The sequence below is a fragment of the Amylibacter sp. SFDW26 genome, assembly GCF_009184395.1.
In the GTDB taxonomy this organism is placed as follows: Bacteria; Pseudomonadota; Alphaproteobacteria; order Rhodobacterales; family Rhodobacteraceae; genus Amylibacter.
In genome coordinates, this window is record NZ_WEIC01000005.1 from 22,682 (window position 1) to 41,520 (window position 18,839).

The window sequence follows — 18,839 nt, forward strand, 5'->3', positions numbered from 1 at the left end:
AAATTTATTGCACGCATATCACCTAGAGAGCTAATGATTTTAGAAGTTCGGGATCGACAAGCTCGATAAAGGTTTACAACTTGCTTCATGTACATGAGCATCAAATTGTTATTTATTTGATCTACACATAGAAAATTACCAATAAATCTTTGGCCTACTTTCTATACTTATGGCATTAATTGAAACCTGAGCTTCGCAAAGGACAAACTAGCAATGTTGAGTTTAGATAATATCTTTTTTGGCACGGCCATTCATGGTGCTGCATTAGTAGTCTTACTGTTCTTTAATGCTCATGCAAACAGAACCGCTAATAGGTTATTGGCCATCCTCGTTGCGCTTCTTACAATAACTATGTGGAATATGTACACGCTCACTGCACAGTCTGGGCAACCAAAAAGAGTTTTCGATGTCTATATATGGGCAATACCACTTCTTTGGGCACCTTTTGTATATTTCTATATTGGCGAAATGACACGGCAAAAAAGAGTGAAAGATCAAAAGGTTTTAATTCATTGCCTGCCTGCTATTCTATTAGGCTTGGCACAAATTCCACTACATTTTTTTCAAGATACAGCAAATGGTATTCTGATAACGACTATACTGTCCAAAACCGCTGTAGTTCTGCTTTTCCCACAAGTCTTTTTATATTTTTCCTTATCTGTACGGCTATTAAAAAAGTATCGCCAAAATCTGTTAGAGCAATTCTCATCATTAGAGAAAATTAATCTTGTTTGGCTTTATGTTGTCTTAGGTGTTTTTTCTTTAATATTGTTAATCGACTATTCGATGAACATTCCAGCAACTTTATTCAATGAAGCGCGACCTTGGTTCTATAACTGGATTGTTTTGACTGAAGCTTTAACGGTATACGTAGTAGGTTATTTGTCATTGCGGCAACCAGAGATATTTCTCGGTACGAATTCAGCTCCTGATACGCCAAACCCAACGATTGAGAAATATTTGAATTCACCAATTGATAATACGCTTGGTACAGAACTCGCTGATAACTTAGATACTTTAATGAAAAAGAAAAAGCTTTTCTTACGCAACGATCTAAACCTAACAGATCTTGCAAGTGAAATGGGTTTAGCGCCCCATCATTTATCTCAGGTCATAAACCAACATCGCTATAAAAATTTCTATGATTATGTTAATGGTTTTCGCATTAAATATGCTGCCGATTTCTTAATAGCTAATGGCAAAACTAACCTCACCACTTTAGCTTTTGAAGCAGGATTTAATAATAGGGTTTCATTCAATAATGCTTTTCGAAAACTTACGAATAAAACTCCAACTGAATTCAGCCGAGAATATAAGTCTTCCATTACTAAACAACAACATTGATGGTATCGCTCTTTATATTCTGAAGCTATTAAAACATAAAATAAATCAAGACTATTACTTCACCGAAGATGGCTGTCGCCGTGATGAAGATGGGTACTATTGGATCACTGGTCGTGTGGACGATGTGTTGAACGTCTCTGGTCACCGTATGGGTACAGCTGAAATTGAAAGCGCATTGGTCGCCCATCCAAACGTGGCGGAAGCTGCTGTTGTAGGCTTCCCACATGATGTTAAGGGGCAAGGTATCTATTGTTATGTGTCCCTGAATGTAGGCACAGAAACATCCGAAGACTTGCGCCTTGAGTTGCGTAATTGGGTGCGTAAAGAGATCGGTCCAATTGCCTCCCCTGACTTTATCCAATTCGCCCCTGGTTTGCCAAAAACACGCTCTGGCAAAATCATGCGCCGCATTCTGCGTAAGGTTGCAGAAAATGATTACGGATCATTGGGGTAAGCATGATCCGTAATTTTGATTGTTCACCAGAACGATTAGAAGTTGAACAGAACCCCTAATGACGCTTCTTGTGTTGTGGATGATCCGTGATCGCGCACAAGTGGACTGTCAGAAATAGAAGATCCGTATGTTTCAATAGATGCGTTTGCAAATAGGACTGTGGAATCGGTTAACGCATAATCCAAGCCTAAGCCAAATGAGGTGCCTTTATATCCGCCAGATGCGTTATAGCTGCTTAAGCCTGAGGCAGCTGCATCTGCCGCAGTAATTCCCACTTCAGTGTTCATATGTGTGGAATTTGCAAAGCTGACGTCAACGCTCGCATTCCAAGACAGGCGATCTGTAAGTGATTTTTCATACCCTGCGCCAACAAAACCAACAAAGCCTTTGCCGCGATTACGAATGTCTTGTTGCAACCCTAGACCGATTTCGAAATTACCTAATTCACGTATAATAACGGCTTGAAACTCTACGGTGTCTTCAACTTCTTTAAAACCTGTCAGGATCGGGTCATCTGCATTATCACGGCCAAATTCATATTCGAAGTTCAACTTAACTTTTGTCGCTTCAAAGGGTTCAAATTCTACGCCAATGCCATCTGTACCGACAGACCATGTTACATCATTTGCTGTTGTATATGCAGCCCCTAAAAGAAAACCTGCTTCGGTTGAATATTCATCTGAGCCGACATAAGCGGGTTCGTATTCAGCACCTAAACCAAGCCTAAAGGACCAACCTTGCTCTTCTGCGAATGCGGAAGGGGCAGCCAGACAAAGGCTTAAAGGTAAAATGAGTAAAGATTCTTTACGAGAATTTAAGATTCGCATATCTGTTTCCTTGTTATTAGATATGCGGCAATTAAATGTTTAAATACGATTGCGTCATCCAGCATAGGAACTATTTAACGGTCATTTTATTCTCATGCGTCAAATGACATATAGTGAAACAGGGTAAATTTCGCTTTATTGTAAGAATGAAAATTCAACAAACATATTCACGAGAAAAACAGTTCTCAATTTTAGCATTGATATTGCTTTTACTCGCTATCGCTTTTGATATCTGGGAAGATGTTCAAGAAGGCGAAGCTTTGGTGGAATTACTAAAGGATGTTGTCGTGGTTGCGATGGTATCGCTTTTGCTTGCATACATCTATGTATTGCAACCCATGAAAACCAAATCGGATAACAAAGAATTATCCCGCAGTAATGATGCACAAGCCATAGATATTGCGCATTTATCGCATCAAAGACAAATTCAGTTGGAAGGTTTGGCGATTTATATAGATGCACAATTTGATGCATGGAGCTTAACAGCAGCAGAAAAGGACGTGGCTTTGATGTTGTTGAAAGGGTTCTCTATGAAAGAAATTTCAGACCTAAGACAGGTTTCTGAGCGAACAACGCGTCAACAAGCGGTCACGATTTATAGTAAAGCGGATATCGGGGGACGTGCAGAGCTTTCAGCATTTTTTTTAGAAGATCTTTTGCTGCCATCTACTTTTTCGACTGCAGCTAAGTAAAAGTAAATTCATTAAGCACCAAAAACAAAAGGCTCAGCAAATAAATGCTAAGCCTTTGTTTTATTGGTGAGCCGGTCGGGGTTCGAACCCGAGACCTACTGATTAAAAGTAACTAAAGCGGTAAGCGTTGTTTTTACTTCCCAAAGTTCCACCGTAGCAGTTCGTGGATGGTCGCAATCGCTGTTTCAATATCTTCAAGCATCAGTTCATATTGATCTGTAGATACTTTCTCTGGCTTTGGGTTGGTAGGTAAGAGCCAAGAGCGTGACAGACGGCCCACACAGGGCGAGATTGACGCGATGCTTGCCTACTTCGGTACAAATCCATCCATCATACCTATGAGCCGTATTGTACGCTTTGCGATTGCAGCAGCCATGCGCCAAGAAGAAATATGTTTGATAGGTTTAGGACGTAATTTATGTCCCAACAGTCCTTGGGCCTTTTCAAACTCAGCCTTTATCACCACTGGTATGTGATTTACTGAATACAACTGTCCCTTCCAATGGATAAATTTCGCATAAAATGGGTTCTACAGTATCTTGTATATAGTGGGGACAGCGGGATGTTTGCCGCCTGCCTTTTTCCGTAGAGGCGTTGTGTAATTCCAATGGTTACACACCACACGGTGTACTGAACTAGGTGAATGATGCCCTGATAGTAAAAGGTCAAACATCGAACGCATGGCACCAAAATGTTCTTTGTCTAGCACAATTGTTTTAGTTACTGGACAGTTGAGATAGCCAATGGGAGCAATCATGCCTTATATTAGTCGATATATGGATTAAAATAGAATTTAAATTTATAATATTTACTTTGTGTTGCATTGCTTGCAATCAAATAAATTAATTTAACAAACTCAATTATATTATGTGATTTTGAGCAAGAAGGTATCAAAGCCACAATTTTTTATGGTGGTTTTATACTTGCGGATACAATTTATAACTTGCGTGTCATATTTAAAGTCAGGACATATGTGATCGAGTTGAGACATATAGCACTAATCTCGATAAGAAACTTTACCCGATATGTTAGCTCTAGGTCTATCGGATGGGGTGTTTTTACAGGAGCCAATATGAACGAGCCCAACAATTTTTTCATGCTCCATAATATCTAACTCATTCATGATAGAACGACTCTCTGTTGGAGGACCAGAGAGCCACGCCGCCGCAAACCCTTCGCTTAAACTTGCATTGACAAGTGACAGGCAGACAGAACCCGCAGATAATAACTGTTCCCACTTTGGAACCTCTGGCTGTTCTATAGGAGAGTAAACCACACAAACAACTAATTTAGCGTTTCGATATAGATTGGCTATTCTAAGCCATTTTGCATTGCCATTCTTTTGTTCCATGGCTTCATGTTCAATGGAACACGATAGCTTTGTTAATGCGTTTTCTCTTAATACAATGAGGCGCCAAGGCTGCAACCCTTTGTGATCTGGTACACGTAAACCAGAGGTTAAAATCCGATTCAATGTATCATGATCCGGGAGCGGTCCTGTAAAGAGCTTTGGTGAAGATGACCTGCGAGAAGCTAGAAACGTTGCTGGCGTAGCAATATTGTTGATTACATTATTATCCATATCTTACCTCAGGGTTTAAATTGAAACATTATATATAAACGTTACTTCCACTGTGTCATGATTGAATGAGTAGCAATCACAAAATAGAAGAGGTAATTCTCTAGTAAAAAAGGGGCACTTTTACTGCCATAGAGCGAGCTTAGGTATTATATTTTTGAAAGTTGGTGCGAAACACGATTGAAGTTGTTTCAAAGTAAAAGATCAGTCTTCATTTAATTCTTTATCAGAAACGAGCAAGCAAATCATAAAATACAAGAAGAACCCAAATATCCTCTTATCTATTTGTTATGAGATTAATTCTTGTTGAGACCCTCTCAATGATTGTGCAATCATTTTACTTTTTCCTACTTTATAGGAACTGGTCGTTAAGAGTGTGCCATTCGTCGTGTTTTGTAAAGCTACTACCATTTAGAGTTGGATTACCACTAATTGATCTTGGACATTAATATTCGCTTTTGAAAGGTTAGAATGATAAATTGATTTAGGAATTTTGATATATGATGGAACGTTCTGAAAGGCTCTGCAGGTGTTGCGAAAAATGCACGTCTTGTAGGGTGCAAAGGTTTGCAAGCATAAGCGGAGTTTGTTTTGAAAAGGATCACTTTGATATGTGGCGGTGGCGTCTGGCTGGTCAAAATGAACAAGGTGAAGATATCGTAAGTAGTGAAGCCTTTAATAATTTGGATGAGTGTAAAAAGCATATTTTATTTTTTTTGAATCAAAGGCAGAAGATTTGAATATTAAATTGGGACGATAATAGAAGATGTACAAAAAGATATTAATTGCAGAAAACTTTAAGTTTATTAACGATAGTATTGTATCTTTAATTAGTAAATCATTTGACGAAATTACATTTGCAACAGCTCATACATATACAGATCTATTATTCCATTTAAGTAAAAGATCTACTTTACCTGATATGGTTATTTTAAGTTTAGATTTGCCTGATATGAAGAGCTTAGTCTCAATAAAGAAGATTTTAGATACGGCAAAAGAAGTTCAAATTTTAATACGTATTAATGATAATATACCGATAAGTTACATCGTTGAATTAATTAACCTAGGAATTTCGGGCGTATTCTCATTAAGTACGAATACGAATAGTCTTCCGTATATTATAAAAATAATCATGACGGGGGAAAAATATATCCCTTACGATCTCGTGCCTTTGTTGCTTAAGCATCCAGAAAACGAAAGGAAAAAATATAGCCTTTCAAAGAGGGAACATACAATCTTCACGTTAATGTCTATAGGCATTAGTAATAAAGAGATCGCTAATTACACTGGCATTCAATGCAGTACAGTCAAAGTACATAATAAGTCTATTTTCAAGAAGTTGAACGTTAATACAAGAAATGAAGCAACTAAGAAATATTTTGCAGTAGCTGCGATAGCTTCGATGAGTACCAATACGGCAACATCCTTGAATTATTCTGCTATAAATGTGTGATATTCAGGGTAGTCAACATACCCATTGATTATTATTTTGCCGTATTTATAAGTTTAGCTTCAACATCTTACAGTTGTTTTTAATAAGCGTGAATTACTATAAATATATTAATTATAATGAAAGCCATTTTATATGAATTATGAATATCTTGCTCTTGGCACTGCTTTTTTGTGGGCCGTTACGAGCCTTATACACGCTGATTTAAGCCGAAGTTTAGGCGGTACTGCATATAATAGGCTAAGACTTACTATAATGGCTGTTGTCATGCCATTAGTTGCATTGGCTCTAGGGGGCTGGAATACGGTTGATACGTCTGATCTATTTGTTGTTATGCTTTCTGGCTTTATTGGTTTTTCTTTAGGCGACTCTGCAATGTTGATGTCGATGCAATACCTAGGCCCGCGCAGAACTCAAATTATTTATTCGTTCAATGCCCCCATGACTGTTTTTTTAGGGGTTATAATATTAAGTGAGTACCCAACGTACTTACAGCTACTTGGTGTCACGATAACATTCTTAGGAATCTTTATTGCTATCGCTTATGGTAAACGCAAAGAGCAAACCCATTCTTGGGAAGATACTGAGGGTAAATTGTGGATAGGAATTATGTGGGGGGTGTTCGGTGCATTATCCCAAGCAGTTGGCATCATTCTTTTAAAGCCAGTTCTTAATAATGGTGCTGATCCTTTTGTTCTTGCAACAATACGTATCATGGCTGCAGGTGGTGTTATAGCATGCGTTGGTTATTTCTTGCCTCAAACACATTGGTATAAAAATATAACTTGGAAGCAGTTTATGTGGACATTAACTGCTGGGGTATTTGGCATCATTATAGCGGTGGGCTTCTTTTTAACTTATGCATTAAAATTGGGAAATGTTGGAATCGCTACCGTTTTGTCTGCAACGACCCCAGTAATGGTGCTGCCTATTCTATGGGTTATTACACGGGAACGGCCAAGCAAGTGGGCGTGGGTTGGAGCGATATTTGTAGTATTAGGAGTTTCAACCATAATTTTAGGTAAGGCATAGTTATAATGTTGAAACAAGAACAGCAGAGATTAGCAAAAGAGTTAATAAGGCTCCACCTTTGTGATGATATTATGGTGTTGCCGAATGCATGGGATACGGGAAGTGCTGTGATGTACTCTAAAGCTGGTTTTAAAGCTGTTGGTACAAGCAGTGCGGGCGTTGCATATTCCCTAGGGTATTCAGATTGTGAACAATTACCATTTGATTTGCTGCTTGAATACGTTGATCGCACCAGTCACAGGATAGATGTACCGCTTACAGTGGACATAGAAGAGGGCTTCGGAAGCACTCCGTGCGAGATTGCGCAAAATGTAAGTGAAGTTATCAAGAAAGGTGCCGTAGGAGTTAATCTTGAAGATAGTTTTGATGCGAAAAGCAAAACGCTAACTGCAATAGACTATCATCGAAACATTATTACTGCAGTTGCTGATTTAAAAGATAAAAACAATATACCATTCGTATTGAATGCACGGATTAACACTCATTGGTATGATTTGTCAGATAAATCACATCTTCTGGATATTGCAATTGAACGAGGAAACGCTTGTTTAAGTGCAGGTGCGGATTGTGTATTCATACCTGGCATAGCTGATGCCGATAGCATTCGTACTTTAGTTCAGCAGATCAAGGGGCCTATAAACATCCTTGCATCAACTGCATGTCCATCAACTTATGCTTTACAAGAATTGGGTGTTAGTCGTTTGAGTGTAGGTTCGAGCCCTGCAAGAGCATGTCTTGGTTTGACACAAAAGATCATTGAGGAATTAATGAATCAAGGGACTTTTACAAGTATGTATGAGCAATCTATTCCCTACGATAAAGCAAACAAGCTCTTCTTAAGAGATGAGTGAAACTTCTTTTAAAGCCTATCTCAAATTTTTATGTAGCGGTATGCGATCCCACTCAGCATTTGGGTTTCGATATGCGAGTTTGAAAAACGTTTCTATTGTGGCATTATCATAACAATTATCTTTACCTCCTCTTGCGGCAGAGTGAATCGTATGTAGCTTTTACAAGGTCAAGCTATCCAAGATTTGATAGGTGCAGCCTATGACTTTCGCTCCAAATCTCCCCACTGATATAACCACATTACAGGCCATGGTTATTTCTAAAGATAATTGTATTGAACGGTTGGAGAAGCTTGTGTCCGACTTCAAACGTGCATTGTTTGGGGCAAGCCGTTTAAGTGCGACACGCGCCGGTCTCATACATTCTGTATCAACAGTTATCCCATGGATGGCTTGTACGTGGGTTAGCACTGTACCGATGTATGAAAGGTCAACAGCAAGGGTTACTACCCCTGCTCCTGCTTTTGCGCGTTTCTTACCGTATTGAACGATGGTCGCGCGGTCTAGGTTGCGTATCCGTGTTCGTCCCAAATCACGTTTTAAAGCTTCGAGTACGGCGTGTTTTGATCGCAAGATGGTTTCCCAACCTCATGCATATCTTCGATGTGTAAATCAATCAGATGAACAAAGCTTGATGCCTTATTAGCCAAAGGTGTTGTGACCTCTCCTCCGTTATCGATCAAATATTCAGTATCTCGCGCCTATTCTTTCACATGACCTTTTAATCGCAATGTTTTTGATGCATATTTACCCTTGCGTCGCACTTGCGCGCGCCATGAACCTTCTTTTGTCTGAACTAATGTAGCCATGATAACCGTGCAGTCCTTCGAATCCGTGCAATTTCCGTGCACCACGTGGTGCAATATAGTGCAATTAAGTGCACGGGTGGGTGAATCCGTGCAGTTTTGTTCTCCCTTTACCCCTTTGAAATATGTACTAGTATGCTGAAAAATAAAGAAAAAATATTATCAGTAGCCCCGATGATGGACTGGACCGATAGGCACTGTCGGTACTTTCACCGCCTGATGTCTTCGCATGCCCTGTTGTATACAGAGATGGTGACAGCCCCTGCTGTGATCCATGGGGATCGGGATCGATTGTTATCTTATGATGAAACCGAGCATCCTATCGCTTTGCAACTTGGAGGGTCAGACCCAAATTTAATGGCCCAAGCCACAAAAATTGGCTGCGATTATGGATACGACGAGATCAACATCAACATCGGGTGCCCTTCGGACCGCGTACAATCAGGTGCTTTTGGGGCTTGTTTGATGCAAGACCCTGACTTGGTCGCGAAATGTGTGTCAGCCATGCAAGATGCAAGTACAGGTGCCGAAATTACGGTGAAATGCCGTATCGGTGTCGATGAACAAGACCCACATGAGGTACTTCCTGATTTCATCAAACGTGTCAGTGCGACAGGTGTTAAAACTTTTGCAATCCATGCCCGCAAAGCTTGGTTAAAAGGGTTAAGCCCTAAGGAAAACCGTGATATCCCACCACTGGATTATGATCTGGTGCATCAGATGAAAGCGGCAAACCCTGATCTGAACATTCACATCAATGGCGGCCTGATGACACTGAACGAAGCCTTGCCTCATTTAGAGCGCGGTTTGGATGGTATTATGATCGGGCGTGCGGCCTATCACGACCCTGCTTCTGTTTTGCTACAAGCAGACAGTTTGGTTTACGGTGATACGGATAAGACCACCGCGGAACAGGCCGTATTAGACATGCTGCCCTATATTGAAAACCACATTTCCAAAGGTGGTCGTTTAAACCAAATCACACGTCATATGCTGGGTATCTTTACAGGGCGCCCAGGTGCAAAACTATGGCGCCGGATTTTATCTGAAACAGCGCATAAAGATGGTGCAGGCCCAGAAGTGGTGTTAACTGCTTTGGACGCTATGAAACAAAAAGCCGCTTAAACCTCACTCTTTGGCACAATCGTCATGCGTCGAAAGCGTTTATATAAGAATAAGAAAAAACATCCCCAGATTAATGCAACGACCCCGCCAAACGTAACCCCTGCAAGTATAAGCTCAAAGGCGTTCGAATCTATAAGAGATAAGAAATAAGCAGCACATGCAATTACAGGAATAATCCCGACAGCGAACAGGCTGGCAAGAGCTATATACCGATAAGATGGTCCGAAACGACGTAGCGTATACCAAAAAGCGGGCCCTCCCAAAATAAAGTAGGGTGGCCAACCAGCAATCATCATTTCTCCTGCAACCATAGGCGACCACAACATAAGAAATGTGAAAAGGGCTGGAGCAATGACAAGAGCCGATATGAAGGCCTTAATAGACACAGGGTATTTCAAAGAACTGGTATCCATAGACGTTAACCCTTAAGGCTTTGATCTATTTTATCAACATGATATTCGCTTTCAGGCACAAGCTTTATCCTTTGAAATTTCTTGTATAAAAAAGAAAAAGGCACCCCCAAATCGACATTACTATGCTGCCTAGAATAGCAAACCAAAGTGAAGTGAAAAAAGCATCCCAATCTAATAAGTGTAAGGAATAGGCAGCGCTAGTAATAATCAGGACGCAGAAAAATGCAAAAATAGTTGCAATCATTGTATGGCGATAATTTGGCCCAAAACGGCGTACCGTATGCCAATAAATGGGTCCCCCTAAGAGCAAGTAGAATGGGCCAATTAAATATAAAGAAAAGAAGCCCATAGCAAAAAAACCAGTGCTAAACACAAAACTTAAAGGTATTGTAAGTAATAGAAAAATGAACGGAACAAGAATAAGAGCCGTTATAAAAGCCCAAAAACTAACTGGATGACACTTAATACCGCGTTCCATGCTCAGCCTCATTTTCTTTTGATACTTAAAGATAGTCACTCGGCTTGATCTCAAACAATGACCCAAAAGGTCACACCGTTTTCTCTTGTGAGCCTCCTAGCGCTTACCTAAAGTGCGCCAAAAGACAGGATCACAGATGCAAGACGTTATTCAATATATCCCTATACTTGTTTTGCTTATGGGCATTGGTGCTTTTGCTGGTGTACTTGCAGGCTTGCTAGGTGTTGGCGGCGGTATCGTTTTGGTGCCTGCTTTTTTCTATGCCTTCCCAGCGCTTGGCTATAATTCACCGCAGTTGATGCAAATCTGTGTAGCCACCTCGTTGGCCACCATCGTGTTTACATCCATCAGGTCTGTTTCCAGTCACCATAAAAAGGGTGCTGTAGATTGGGATATCCTTAAATCATGGGCACCTGGTATTATGGTGGGCGCTATTATTGGCGTGATTATCGCCAGCAATCTGCGCTCTACAACGTTGCAATACATCTTTGCAGGCCTTGGGTTTGCCGTTGGTCTATATATGGCTTTTGGCAAAAAGGATTGGCAGATATCGGATATCATGCCGACTGGGTTAAAACGTATCAGTCTAAGTTCTATCATTGGTTTTTTATCGGTTCTAATGGGTATCGGCGGCGGCAGCTTTGCCGTTCCGACCATGACATTGCATGGCCAGCCTATTCACCGTGCAGTAGCAACCGCTGCTGGGTTTGGTTTGGCTATTGCGGTGCCATCTGCGATAGGTTTTTTACTGACACCTGTTGTTGCAGAAGCGCGCCCACCTTTCACAGTTGGTAGCGTCAATATAGCCGCTTTCCTAATCATCATTTCCATGACCACATTCACAGCACCGATTGGAGCAAAAATTGCACATGCAATGGACCCAAAACCGCTCAAGCGTGTGTTTGCATTTTTCCTAATCTTTGTCGCTTTGAACATGTTGCGGAAAGCATATTTTGGATAAGTTCTCTTTCGATACTCTTGGTTGGGCAAAAATCCCATATGAGCCAGAACTGAAATCTTGGGCACAGAATGCGTTGCCCTATGCAATAGACGCTGCAAATGACCCAAAACATCACACGGAATGGCTGCGATCCCAAGGCACATGGTTTGTGGGGGTTGATGCATTGGACAATGATCCAGATGGATGTGTGCACGGTTCTGATCCCTTAAGGGGCGGTGTTTTAAAAGCTGCACAATATGCAACAGGACAAGAGGCCATAAACTGGGGGTTGGGCCAAGTTTCTGTATGTTATCAAGGTTACCCTAAAAAAGGTGATGATGAAACAGACGGCATGTTCAACTATCGCCGTAACCGTGATTTTGCACATCTGGACGGTTTAAAGCCTATTGGTGATAAACGCCGTCGTATTATGGATGAATTTCACGGGTTTATTCTGGGCATCCCATTGAACGATTACCCAGCAAAAGCATCGCCTTTTGTCATATGGGAAGGGTCCCACATTATATTCCGTGACATGCTGCAAAGCTTATATGCAGACACACCACATGATCAGTGGGATACTATTGATATTACTGAGATATATCAAGAAACCCGCCAACGTATGTTCGATGAATGTAAGCGTGTTGAGCTTCATGCTGAAGTAGGCGAAGCTTACATCGCTCACCGTTTTTCATTACATGGTATGGCCTCTTGGCCAGATAGATTAGATGGGCCTGCGGAGGGTCGTGTCATCGCATACTTTCGCCCCTATTGGAACGGCGATATGCAACGCTGGCTGACTTAGTATTTCTGCGGCACGTATAGGTCTTCTTGTAGAACGTGGCGTTCATAATCTGGGTTCGATACGCGGTCAGGCAGCTCAACCATATCATGTGGCACCTCTTCATATGGTATTTGTTTCAATAGATGATCGATACAGTTCAAACGCGCCCGCTTCTTATCGTTCCCTTCTACAATCCACCACGGGGCTTCGTCGATATTCGTTCGCAAAAGCATTTCCTCTTTGGCGATTGTATAATCTTCCCAACGGATACGCGATTGCAAATCCATAGGGCTAAGTTTCCATTGCTTCATTGGATCATAAATACGTGTTAAAAACCGATATTGTTGTTCTTCGTCTGTGATTGAGAACCAATACTTAACCAGCTTAATACCAGAGCGGCATAACATACGCTCAAATTCTGGAACGTCATTGTAAAACTGCTCAACTTGGCCTTCATCGGCAAATCCCATAACACGCTCTACGCCAGCGCGGTTATACCATGACCGATCAAAAAACACGATTTCACCACCTGCAGGCAAATGCGATACATAGCGTTGAAAATACCACTGCGTTTGTTCCCGTTCACTTGGCGCGGGCAGCGCCACAACACGTGCAACACGTGGATTCAAACGTTGAGCCACACGCTTGATAATACCACCCTTACCAGCGGCATCACGACCCTCAAAGATTACAACAACCTTGGCCTTGGTATGGATGACCCAATCTTGCAACTTCACCAATTCGGCTTGTAAACGGAACAATTCCGTAAAATATGTATGCCGCTCCATAGGTGGTAAAGCACCAGGACGATTAATATGGCGCAATTCTTCTGGAATATGTTCATCATAGATTTCCATTTCCAATTCTTCATCCAAGCCATCCCGGAATTCAGTTTGGATCCAGCTTTGATCTTTTAAATTATCGTCCATCGTCGTCTCACTCTAAAATTAACCCACAGAACTATCTATGGTTACGGCATATAAAAACTTAACACACTGCCCGTAACAGATTTGTAAAGTACAAGTCTGTAAATGCTCAAAATAGAGTGTTTTCACCAAAGTTTAAAGTATCAAGCCTTCAAACCAATAGCTTGGGCCAATTCAAGCGCGTCATAGCGTGGCCAGTGCTTCGTCTGAGCTGTTTCAATCAATCGGATCAAAGCTTTATTCACAGGGGCATCCAGTCCTATTGCACTTGCCAAATGTATAATTTCACCGTTAATCGTAGCAATCTCCGTGGGTTTATGCGCTTGATAATCAGATGCCATAGATGTGAGTGTTGCTTTATCAATTTTTTGCAGTCGCAATGCAGTGTGATTGAACAATATATCAGGTAATCTTAGCATACGAACAATCAATGCAGGTGGAAATGGGCCCGTTTTTTGATACTCAACCCCAGCTGCCTTATATATGTGCAAAGCCTCTTCCAATGCAGCTGCATAGATCAATCGATATCCACGTTTGGACATTTGTTTATGTAAAGCCATGCCAGAAAGTGCGTTCACTGGATTGATAAGATTCAGCAATAATTTTCCATATTGTATGGGTCGTAAATCATCATATAAATGTACGACAGCATCAGTTTCATCAGCGAAAGATGCTAATTTTTCGGTAAATTCACAACGTTCAAGTGCAACATTTCCCGCGCTCGAGCGATGTAAATGATCAGTGTTTTTCCAAGCGACATTATAGGGTACCATCCCAGCAACTATTGGAAATTCTGGTAAAGCTTTTTGCAGATCACGTACAGGAGCCAATCCATTTAGCAAACTCACGATTGGTATTCCAACTGGTGCATATTGGCGAATATCTTGAATAGTTTGCGCCAAAGCTGTTGATTTTATTGCAAGAATGATAGCATGTGCATTTTCCAAACATCTAACATCATCAGTTACTTGGATAGCATCAGGCGCGACCGATAAATTAGTGTTCCCCGTAAACCGTAAGCCATCACGTTTCAAATCATTGATTGATTTAGAACGCCCAAGCAATTTAATATTCATACCACTTGCAGCCCAGTGGCAACCAGTGAAACACCCGATTGCCCCAGTTCCGATCATCACAACAGGTTTTGATATACCCGACATACACGCCCTTCTTCACAAATATCTAGAAGATAAACGCGACCAACCTTATAACGCAATCGTAACGCAGGGGCATATCTTACTTAAAATCACACCTAAATGCTAAAAAACGCCCATCTTTATTGCCTGTAACCGGCCCCAAAGGAATGGGATCATAACCGAGACGCACGCCAAATCGCATAAACGCTGGCGGGCCCAGAAATAAACACCCTTTCGCCGCCTTCGATCTTAAAAAATCAATACCTTGGTTAATAATTTCAGCGCCAACACTATTCTGCGTAGATGCAAAACGTGTCATTTCCCAGATATTATGATCCACAGGTGGTTCTTCACTGCAAATATCACTCGGCAAGCCAGGTAATAGCTCTAAATACGCATCGCGGATCATATAGCTATATCGTGCAAATTTTCGATCTGTGCGCATTAATCGCGCGCCAGCGACCACTTCCCGACCTTCATGCGCAATAATATAAGTCACACCAAGCGTGTCATATTGCTCGAATTCCATGCCTTCGGTTTGATAGAGTGGCCAGCGCATTTTATTGATAAAAACTTCGTTTCTCAATTTCAGAAAGCTTGCAACAAGATCGTATTTATCAATATCCTTTGGAAAACTAAGGATTGTTATTTCGGTCATTCAACGGGCGTCCAGTATTCAAAATACACTGAACTTCCCCTTAATTCAGCGTAGGTTTTTTCTTTTCCTGTTTAGCCTGTTTTGGCTCGCTTGTAGAGGGATTATTTTCCGTTTCTTGTACCCTGCCGATGAACTGATGTGTGCCATTTGAAGGGTTTACGAACCACAAACCCATATTATTGCAATTTATCTTAACCACACCGTCTTTGGCGTAGCGGGGAAAGAACTTTACCAAACTTTCGACCATCTCCATGGTCAACTCAATCTCTGTGTCTTTACTCATATCAGAACGGGCCTTGCTATTCGTACAAGTTGATTTGCACTCTCCCACTCTTCGACCATAAACCTTTGATTTCGTTTATTTTTGCATTTCACAAAAAACAACTGCATCGTTACAGGTATAATGCTCGCACTCGTTAACGCTTCAAAACACACAAATTGAATTTCTGTTTCATTACTAATCACGCAGTTCCCCCCACTACTGTGATCAGTTTTCATCCATGCAGGAAACTATCATAGTAAAATTATTGCGAAAGGTACTATCGTACTGTACGATCGTACCCTATAAAGACCCCCTGTAATTGCACTTAGGATATCAGAATTGCTTTCATCTATAATTCCCAATTTCGACAACGAATTAAAATCGATTGAAGAGATCGCCAATAAGGGAATCGTTATTGCGTGGAATACAGGCTATAGTGGAGCAGAATATTTACTTAGTACCTATTCAGAAAAGTGGAAAGAAGAGTACCATAGTAAAAGCTTACAATTTGTAGATCCGACAGTTTGGTGGGCTATTCGCAATACAGGCCAATGCCGTTGGAGCGAAACCGGATATATAGACATTAGTCGTGTTTTTAAAAAAGCGCGTAGATATGATATCAACTATGGTGCGATTTTTTCACGTTTGAAAAATGGTAAAAAATCTATTCTCTCAGTCTCACGCCATGATCGTGAACTAACAGATAACGAAATAATGCTACTTACGGCACAATGGGATCGTATGACCAATGCATTAATCGCAAATGCCAATTTATCAACAGGAGAGCTAGAGGTTCTAAAGATGTTAAGGGACGGATATAATTATCCAGAAATATCTTATGCCTTAGAAGTCAGTGTTTCTGGCATTAAAAAACGCGTTGCTAAATCAATGCATAAGCTAAATGCAAAGACACCAACACATGCCGTATCAATAGCAATTGTTCGCAGTTATTTAAACGACGGTTAAAACTTAGGCGCGTCTTTTACGCCCGCCACGGCGTTTTGGTTTCAACAGTGGCTCTCTTGCAGGCAGTTCAGCCATAATTTCTTGACGTTCTTCACGGCTCATACGACCCCATGCCGCAATTTCGGCATTTGTGCGGTAACATCCAATACATAATTTAGATTCTGGGTGCATTACGCAAATCTTCACACAAGGACTCTGACGTTCTTCACGTTTCCAAACTTCATCCATTAGCCTGCCCTAACATGTCCTAATCTGTCCAAAACGCCCTGCAAAATGTAAGACGCTGCTACATTATCTATCACATCTGCGCGTTTCTTACGCGACATATCCGCCTCTATCAGCACTCTTTCCGCCGCAACGGTCGATAAACGTTCATCCCAAAAGAATATAGGTATGCTAATCCGCGCCGACAAGTTCCGTGCAAAAGCCCGCGTAGATTGTGCACGTGGCCCTTCGGATCCATCCATATTGCGTGGCAAACCCAAAACAATACCAACAACCTCATTTTCAGCAATCAAACGATCAATCGCGTCCGCATCTACACCAAACTTCTTACGTTTAATAGTCTCGCGCGGTGTCCCAACTGATTGCAAACGATCAGAAATCGCAACGCCAATAGTCTTGGTGCCAAAATCCAAGCCCATAAGCGAGCCAATCACACCAATCTGATCAGAAAATTTGTTAATATCTTCAATAAGATCGCTCAAAATGATATCTCTGCCCCTTGCGCCGCTTCTAACAACAAAGCCAAAGCCTCTGCATTTCCAGAAAACACATCCTGCGCCTCTTTCCAAACAGCTGAAGCATTTCCAGTTTCACCCAAAACACCATATGCACGGATCAACCGCGCCCACTCCGCTGGCGTGCCACCTTCTGTTGCCAGACGATCGGCAAGTCCCGCAACCATATCGCCAATCATTTCTTGGCGTTCGACCTCTGTCATTTGATCAGCCGCCTGCACATCTCTTGCTGATGGCCCTGGCGCATCAAGATTTACCGTATCAATACCGGCCGCACGCGCCACACCACCAATTTGCCCACGAATAGACTGTACCCAAGGTGCATCCGCAGGCCCCTCTTCCAGCAATCCCACCCACATGCGGTACGCCACATCAGGGCGACCATTCTGCGCCAAAGTCAGCCCTGAATAATACCGTGCACGTGATGATTTTGGATCAAGTTTCAGTGCATTTGCCAAAGCACCTTCTGCTTCGACAGAGACATAACCATTGGTTGCCAAAATCATAAATTCGGCTAGATCAGCATAATCCTCACCAACGGCTTTATCACCCACCAGTGTAATCATTTTGTCTTTGGCCACCCAAGCCGCAGAAAAATTACCAATCCGCGACTCGTGTAATGCCAATAAAGCCCAACCTTTTTCATCATCAGGGCGTTCAATCATAACCGTGCGCAATTTTTCGATCAGTTCCATATATTCAGCCGTCGTTTCAATAGCTGGTGCCGTAATCTGCGCCTCTGCTTGGGCTTGGTTTGGACGATCCGCACGCGCCTGTTTTGCCACTTCTAAGCGGGCTTGCAATGGTTGATCTGGTAATCCTGGATTGCCCAGAACTGTATAAAGCCCGAATGAGCCACCTACCAAAACCAAACCAATCAAAGCCAAGAACGACTTTGATACACCATCAGCTGCGATACTTGTTTCATCTTGCACACGTTTGTCCGCTGCCAAAAGCCGACGTGAGATTTCTAAACGTGCTGATGCTGCATCTTCTGGTGATAAAACCCCACGCTCTAAATCACTGTCCAAAGCTTTCAACTGATCTTTATAAACCTGAACGTCTAATTCAGCCGCTTTCGCCCCCGCAGGAGCAATCAAAAACGCCTTAAAGATCACGTAAGTCACAGCAATCGTAATAAAAATGGCGCCAAGCCAAACCATAGGGTTATCCTTATTAATTTCCCCCTTGCTATCGAAGCGATTTAGGCAAGGAAAGCGATTTTCATATAACGCGACACTGAGGCAGCGCAAAATGTCGTGAAAAAACATGAAAGCGCCGCTGTGTGAACGGGTGGAATCGTGCATCTGACGCAAATACAATACAGACTGGTCGTTCTGCGACGATCACGCTATATCATTCACGACACTCATCGTTAA

General features: G+C 41.8%; 22 protein-coding genes and 1 pseudogene. 11 read left to right on the plus strand and 12 right to left on the minus strand.

What is annotated here, in order from left to right; genetic code table 11:
• Positions 1–213 precede the first annotated feature (213 nt).
• Together F9L33_RS13230 and F9L33_RS13235 are read left to right on the plus strand one after the other, a co-directional pair.
• Positions 214–1,344, plus strand: a complete 1,131-nt coding sequence (locus F9L33_RS13230; protein ID WP_152143282.1) for an AraC family transcriptional regulator — start codon at positions 214–216, stop codon at positions 1,342–1,344.
• Between the two features lie 52 nt (positions 1,345–1,396).
• Positions 1,397–1,795: pseudogene (locus F9L33_RS13235) on the plus strand (acetyl-coenzyme A synthetase); the annotation flags it as partial.
• A gap of 38 nt (positions 1,796–1,833) precedes the next feature.
• Here F9L33_RS13235 and F9L33_RS13240 read toward each other — a convergent pair.
• On the minus strand, positions 1,834–2,625 hold the full coding sequence (locus tag F9L33_RS13240) for a MipA/OmpV family protein (RefSeq protein ID WP_152143283.1): 792 nt from the start codon (positions 2,623–2,625) through the stop codon (positions 1,834–1,836).
• A gap of 146 nt (positions 2,626–2,771) precedes the next feature.
• Here F9L33_RS13240 and F9L33_RS13245 point away from each other — a divergent pair, with 146 nt between their 5' ends.
• On the plus strand, positions 2,772–3,317 hold the full coding sequence (locus tag F9L33_RS13245; protein ID WP_152143284.1) for a LuxR C-terminal-related transcriptional regulator: 546 nt from the start codon (positions 2,772–2,774) through the stop codon (positions 3,315–3,317).
• Positions 3,318–3,616: 299 nt separating this feature from the next.
• Positions 3,617–3,793: a hypothetical protein gene (locus tag F9L33_RS15810; protein WP_193222049.1), complete on the plus strand. Its 177-nt coding sequence runs from the start codon at positions 3,617–3,619 to the stop codon at positions 3,791–3,793.
• 521 nt (positions 3,794–4,314) lie between these two features.
• On the opposite strand, the gene F9L33_RS13255 is transcribed toward F9L33_RS15810, so the two are convergent.
• Entirely contained in the window at positions 4,315–4,899 is a 585-nt protein-coding gene (locus F9L33_RS13255) for a nitroreductase (protein ID WP_152143285.1), read from the minus strand.
• 763 nt (positions 4,900–5,662) lie between these two features.
• On the opposite strand from F9L33_RS13255, the gene F9L33_RS13260 reads away from it, so the two are divergent.
• From F9L33_RS13260 to F9L33_RS13270, 3 genes are all read left to right on the plus strand, one after another.
• A complete protein-coding gene (locus F9L33_RS13260; protein ID WP_152143286.1) occupies positions 5,663–6,349 on the plus strand; it encodes a response regulator transcription factor in 687 nt (228 codons plus the stop codon).
• A gap of 132 nt (positions 6,350–6,481) precedes the next feature.
• A complete protein-coding gene (locus F9L33_RS13265; protein ID WP_152143287.1) occupies positions 6,482–7,378 on the plus strand; it encodes a DMT family transporter in 897 nt (298 codons plus the stop codon).
• 5 nt (positions 7,379–7,383) lie between these two features.
• Entirely contained in the window at positions 7,384–8,229 is an 846-nt protein-coding gene (locus tag F9L33_RS13270; RefSeq protein WP_152143288.1) for an isocitrate lyase/phosphoenolpyruvate mutase family protein, read from the plus strand.
• 159 nt (positions 8,230–8,388) lie between these two features.
• Here the strand turns inward: F9L33_RS13270 and F9L33_RS13275 are convergent, their stop codons facing one another.
• Positions 8,389–8,799 carry a hypothetical protein gene (locus F9L33_RS13275; RefSeq protein ID WP_152143289.1) on the minus strand — a complete coding sequence of 137 codons (411 nt, stop codon included), beginning with the start codon at positions 8,797–8,799 and terminating at the stop codon, positions 8,389–8,391.
• 368 nt (positions 8,800–9,167) lie between these two features.
• Between F9L33_RS13275 and dusA the strand changes: the two genes are divergently transcribed.
• On the plus strand, positions 9,168–10,157 hold the full coding sequence (gene dusA / locus F9L33_RS13280) for a tRNA dihydrouridine(20/20a) synthase DusA (RefSeq protein ID WP_152143290.1): 990 nt from the start codon (positions 9,168–9,170) through the stop codon (positions 10,155–10,157).
• Here dusA and F9L33_RS13285 read toward each other — a convergent pair.
• Both F9L33_RS13285 and F9L33_RS13290 read right to left on the minus strand, forming a co-directional pair.
• Positions 10,154–10,570 carry a hypothetical protein gene (locus F9L33_RS13285; RefSeq protein ID WP_152143291.1) on the minus strand — a complete coding sequence of 139 codons (417 nt, stop codon included), beginning with the start codon at positions 10,568–10,570 and terminating at the stop codon, positions 10,154–10,156. The genes dusA and F9L33_RS13285 overlap by 4 nt on opposite strands.
• A 64-nt stretch (positions 10,571–10,634) precedes the next feature.
• A complete protein-coding gene (locus F9L33_RS13290; protein ID WP_152143292.1) occupies positions 10,635–11,048 on the minus strand; it encodes a hypothetical protein in 414 nt (137 codons plus the stop codon).
• A 136-nt stretch (positions 11,049–11,184) separates the two neighbouring features.
• Here F9L33_RS13290 and F9L33_RS13295 point away from each other — a divergent pair, with 136 nt between their 5' ends.
• Both F9L33_RS13295 and F9L33_RS13300 read left to right on the plus strand, forming a co-directional pair.
• Positions 11,185–12,009, plus strand: coding sequence for a sulfite exporter TauE/SafE family protein (locus F9L33_RS13295; RefSeq protein ID WP_152143293.1), 825 nt, complete (start codon positions 11,185–11,187; stop codon positions 12,007–12,009).
• Complete coding sequence (locus F9L33_RS13300; RefSeq protein WP_152143294.1) at positions 12,002–12,793, plus strand: hypothetical protein; 792 nt, start codon at positions 12,002–12,004, stop codon at positions 12,791–12,793. Before F9L33_RS13295 ends, F9L33_RS13300 begins: the two co-directional genes overlap by 8 nt.
• Here the strand turns inward: F9L33_RS13300 and ppk2 are convergent.
• The 4 genes from ppk2 to F9L33_RS13320 all read right to left on the minus strand — a co-directional run bounded on the left by ppk2 (position 12,790) and on the right by F9L33_RS13320 (position 15,775).
• Positions 12,790–13,701, minus strand: coding sequence for a polyphosphate kinase 2 (ppk2, locus tag F9L33_RS13305; protein WP_152143295.1), 912 nt, complete (start codon positions 13,699–13,701; stop codon positions 12,790–12,792). The two genes, F9L33_RS13300 and ppk2, sit on opposite strands and share 4 nt — an antisense overlap.
• A 140-nt stretch (positions 13,702–13,841) precedes the next feature.
• On the minus strand, positions 13,842–14,858 hold the full coding sequence (locus F9L33_RS13310; RefSeq protein WP_152143296.1) for a 2-dehydropantoate 2-reductase: 1,017 nt from the start codon (positions 14,856–14,858) through the stop codon (positions 13,842–13,844).
• A gap of 76 nt (positions 14,859–14,934) precedes the next feature.
• A complete protein-coding gene (locus tag F9L33_RS13315) occupies positions 14,935–15,492 on the minus strand; it encodes an acyl-homoserine-lactone synthase (protein WP_152143297.1) in 558 nt (185 codons plus the stop codon).
• Positions 15,493–15,532: 40 nt separating this feature from the next.
• Positions 15,533–15,775 (minus strand): hypothetical protein, encoded by a 243-nt coding sequence (locus tag F9L33_RS13320; RefSeq protein WP_152143298.1) that lies wholly within the window; start codon positions 15,773–15,775, stop codon positions 15,533–15,535.
• A gap of 318 nt (positions 15,776–16,093) precedes the next feature.
• Between F9L33_RS13320 and F9L33_RS13325 the strand changes: the two genes are divergently transcribed.
• Complete coding sequence (locus F9L33_RS13325; RefSeq protein ID WP_152143299.1) at positions 16,094–16,720, plus strand: LuxR family transcriptional regulator; 627 nt, start codon at positions 16,094–16,096, stop codon at positions 16,718–16,720.
• Positions 16,721–16,723: 3 nt separating this feature from the next.
• Here F9L33_RS13325 and F9L33_RS13330 read toward each other — a convergent pair whose 3' ends face one another.
• From F9L33_RS13330 to ccmI, 3 genes are read right to left on the minus strand one after another with little or no spacing between them, the layout of a single operon-like run.
• Positions 16,724–16,948 carry a DUF1289 domain-containing protein gene (locus F9L33_RS13330; protein WP_152143300.1) on the minus strand — a complete coding sequence of 75 codons (225 nt, stop codon included), beginning with the start codon at positions 16,946–16,948 and terminating at the stop codon, positions 16,724–16,726.
• Positions 16,948–17,430, minus strand: a complete 483-nt coding sequence (gene ruvX, locus F9L33_RS13335) for a Holliday junction resolvase RuvX (RefSeq protein ID WP_370452140.1) — start codon at positions 17,428–17,430, stop codon at positions 16,948–16,950. Before ruvX ends, F9L33_RS13330 begins: the two co-directional genes overlap by 1 nt.
• Complete coding sequence (ccmI, locus tag F9L33_RS13340) at positions 17,424–18,623, minus strand: c-type cytochrome biogenesis protein CcmI (RefSeq protein WP_193222050.1); 1,200 nt, start codon at positions 18,621–18,623, stop codon at positions 17,424–17,426. The genes ruvX and ccmI overlap by 7 nt, the downstream gene beginning before the upstream one ends.
• Positions 18,624–18,839: the final 216 nt, after the last annotated feature.

Excerpts from the sequence above, each read along its gene's own strand:
- F9L33_RS13230 (WP_152143282.1), top strand. The coding sequence starts at position 214 with ATGTTGAGTTTAGATAATATCTTTTTTGGCACGGCCATTCATGGTGCT.
- F9L33_RS13240 (WP_152143283.1), bottom strand. The coding sequence starts at position 2,625 with ATGCGAATCTTAAATTCTCGTAAAGAATCTTTACTCATTTTACCTTTA.
- F9L33_RS13245 (WP_152143284.1), top strand. The coding sequence starts at position 2,772 with ATGAAAATTCAACAAACATATTCACGAGAAAAACAGTTCTCAATTTTA.
- F9L33_RS15810 (WP_193222049.1), top strand. The coding sequence starts at position 3,617 with ATGCTTGCCTACTTCGGTACAAATCCATCCATCATACCTATGAGCCGT.
- F9L33_RS13255 (WP_152143285.1), bottom strand. The coding sequence starts at position 4,899 with ATGGATAATAATGTAATCAACAATATTGCTACGCCAGCAACGTTTCTA.
- F9L33_RS13260 (WP_152143286.1), top strand. The coding sequence starts at position 5,663 with ATGTACAAAAAGATATTAATTGCAGAAAACTTTAAGTTTATTAACGAT.
- F9L33_RS13265 (WP_152143287.1), top strand. The coding sequence starts at position 6,482 with ATGAATTATGAATATCTTGCTCTTGGCACTGCTTTTTTGTGGGCCGTT.
- F9L33_RS13270 (WP_152143288.1), top strand. The coding sequence starts at position 7,384 with ATGTTGAAACAAGAACAGCAGAGATTAGCAAAAGAGTTAATAAGGCTC.
- dusA (WP_152143290.1), top strand. The coding sequence starts at position 9,168 with ATGCTGAAAAATAAAGAAAAAATATTATCAGTAGCCCCGATGATGGAC.
- F9L33_RS13285 (WP_152143291.1), bottom strand. The coding sequence starts at position 10,570 with ATGGATACCAGTTCTTTGAAATACCCTGTGTCTATTAAGGCCTTCATA.
- F9L33_RS13290 (WP_152143292.1), bottom strand. The coding sequence starts at position 11,048 with ATGGAACGCGGTATTAAGTGTCATCCAGTTAGTTTTTGGGCTTTTATA.
- F9L33_RS13295 (WP_152143293.1), top strand. The coding sequence starts at position 11,185 with ATGCAAGACGTTATTCAATATATCCCTATACTTGTTTTGCTTATGGGC.
- ppk2 (WP_152143295.1), bottom strand. The coding sequence starts at position 13,701 with ATGGACGATAATTTAAAAGATCAAAGCTGGATCCAAACTGAATTCCGG.
- F9L33_RS13310 (WP_152143296.1), bottom strand. The coding sequence starts at position 14,858 with ATGTCGGGTATATCAAAACCTGTTGTGATGATCGGAACTGGGGCAATC.
- F9L33_RS13315 (WP_152143297.1), bottom strand. The coding sequence starts at position 15,492 with ATGACCGAAATAACAATCCTTAGTTTTCCAAAGGATATTGATAAATAC.
- F9L33_RS13320 (WP_152143298.1), bottom strand. The coding sequence starts at position 15,775 with ATGAGTAAAGACACAGAGATTGAGTTGACCATGGAGATGGTCGAAAGT.
- F9L33_RS13330 (WP_152143300.1), bottom strand. The coding sequence starts at position 16,948 with ATGGATGAAGTTTGGAAACGTGAAGAACGTCAGAGTCCTTGTGTGAAG.
- ccmI (WP_193222050.1), bottom strand. The coding sequence starts at position 18,623 with ATGGTTTGGCTTGGCGCCATTTTTATTACGATTGCTGTGACTTACGTG.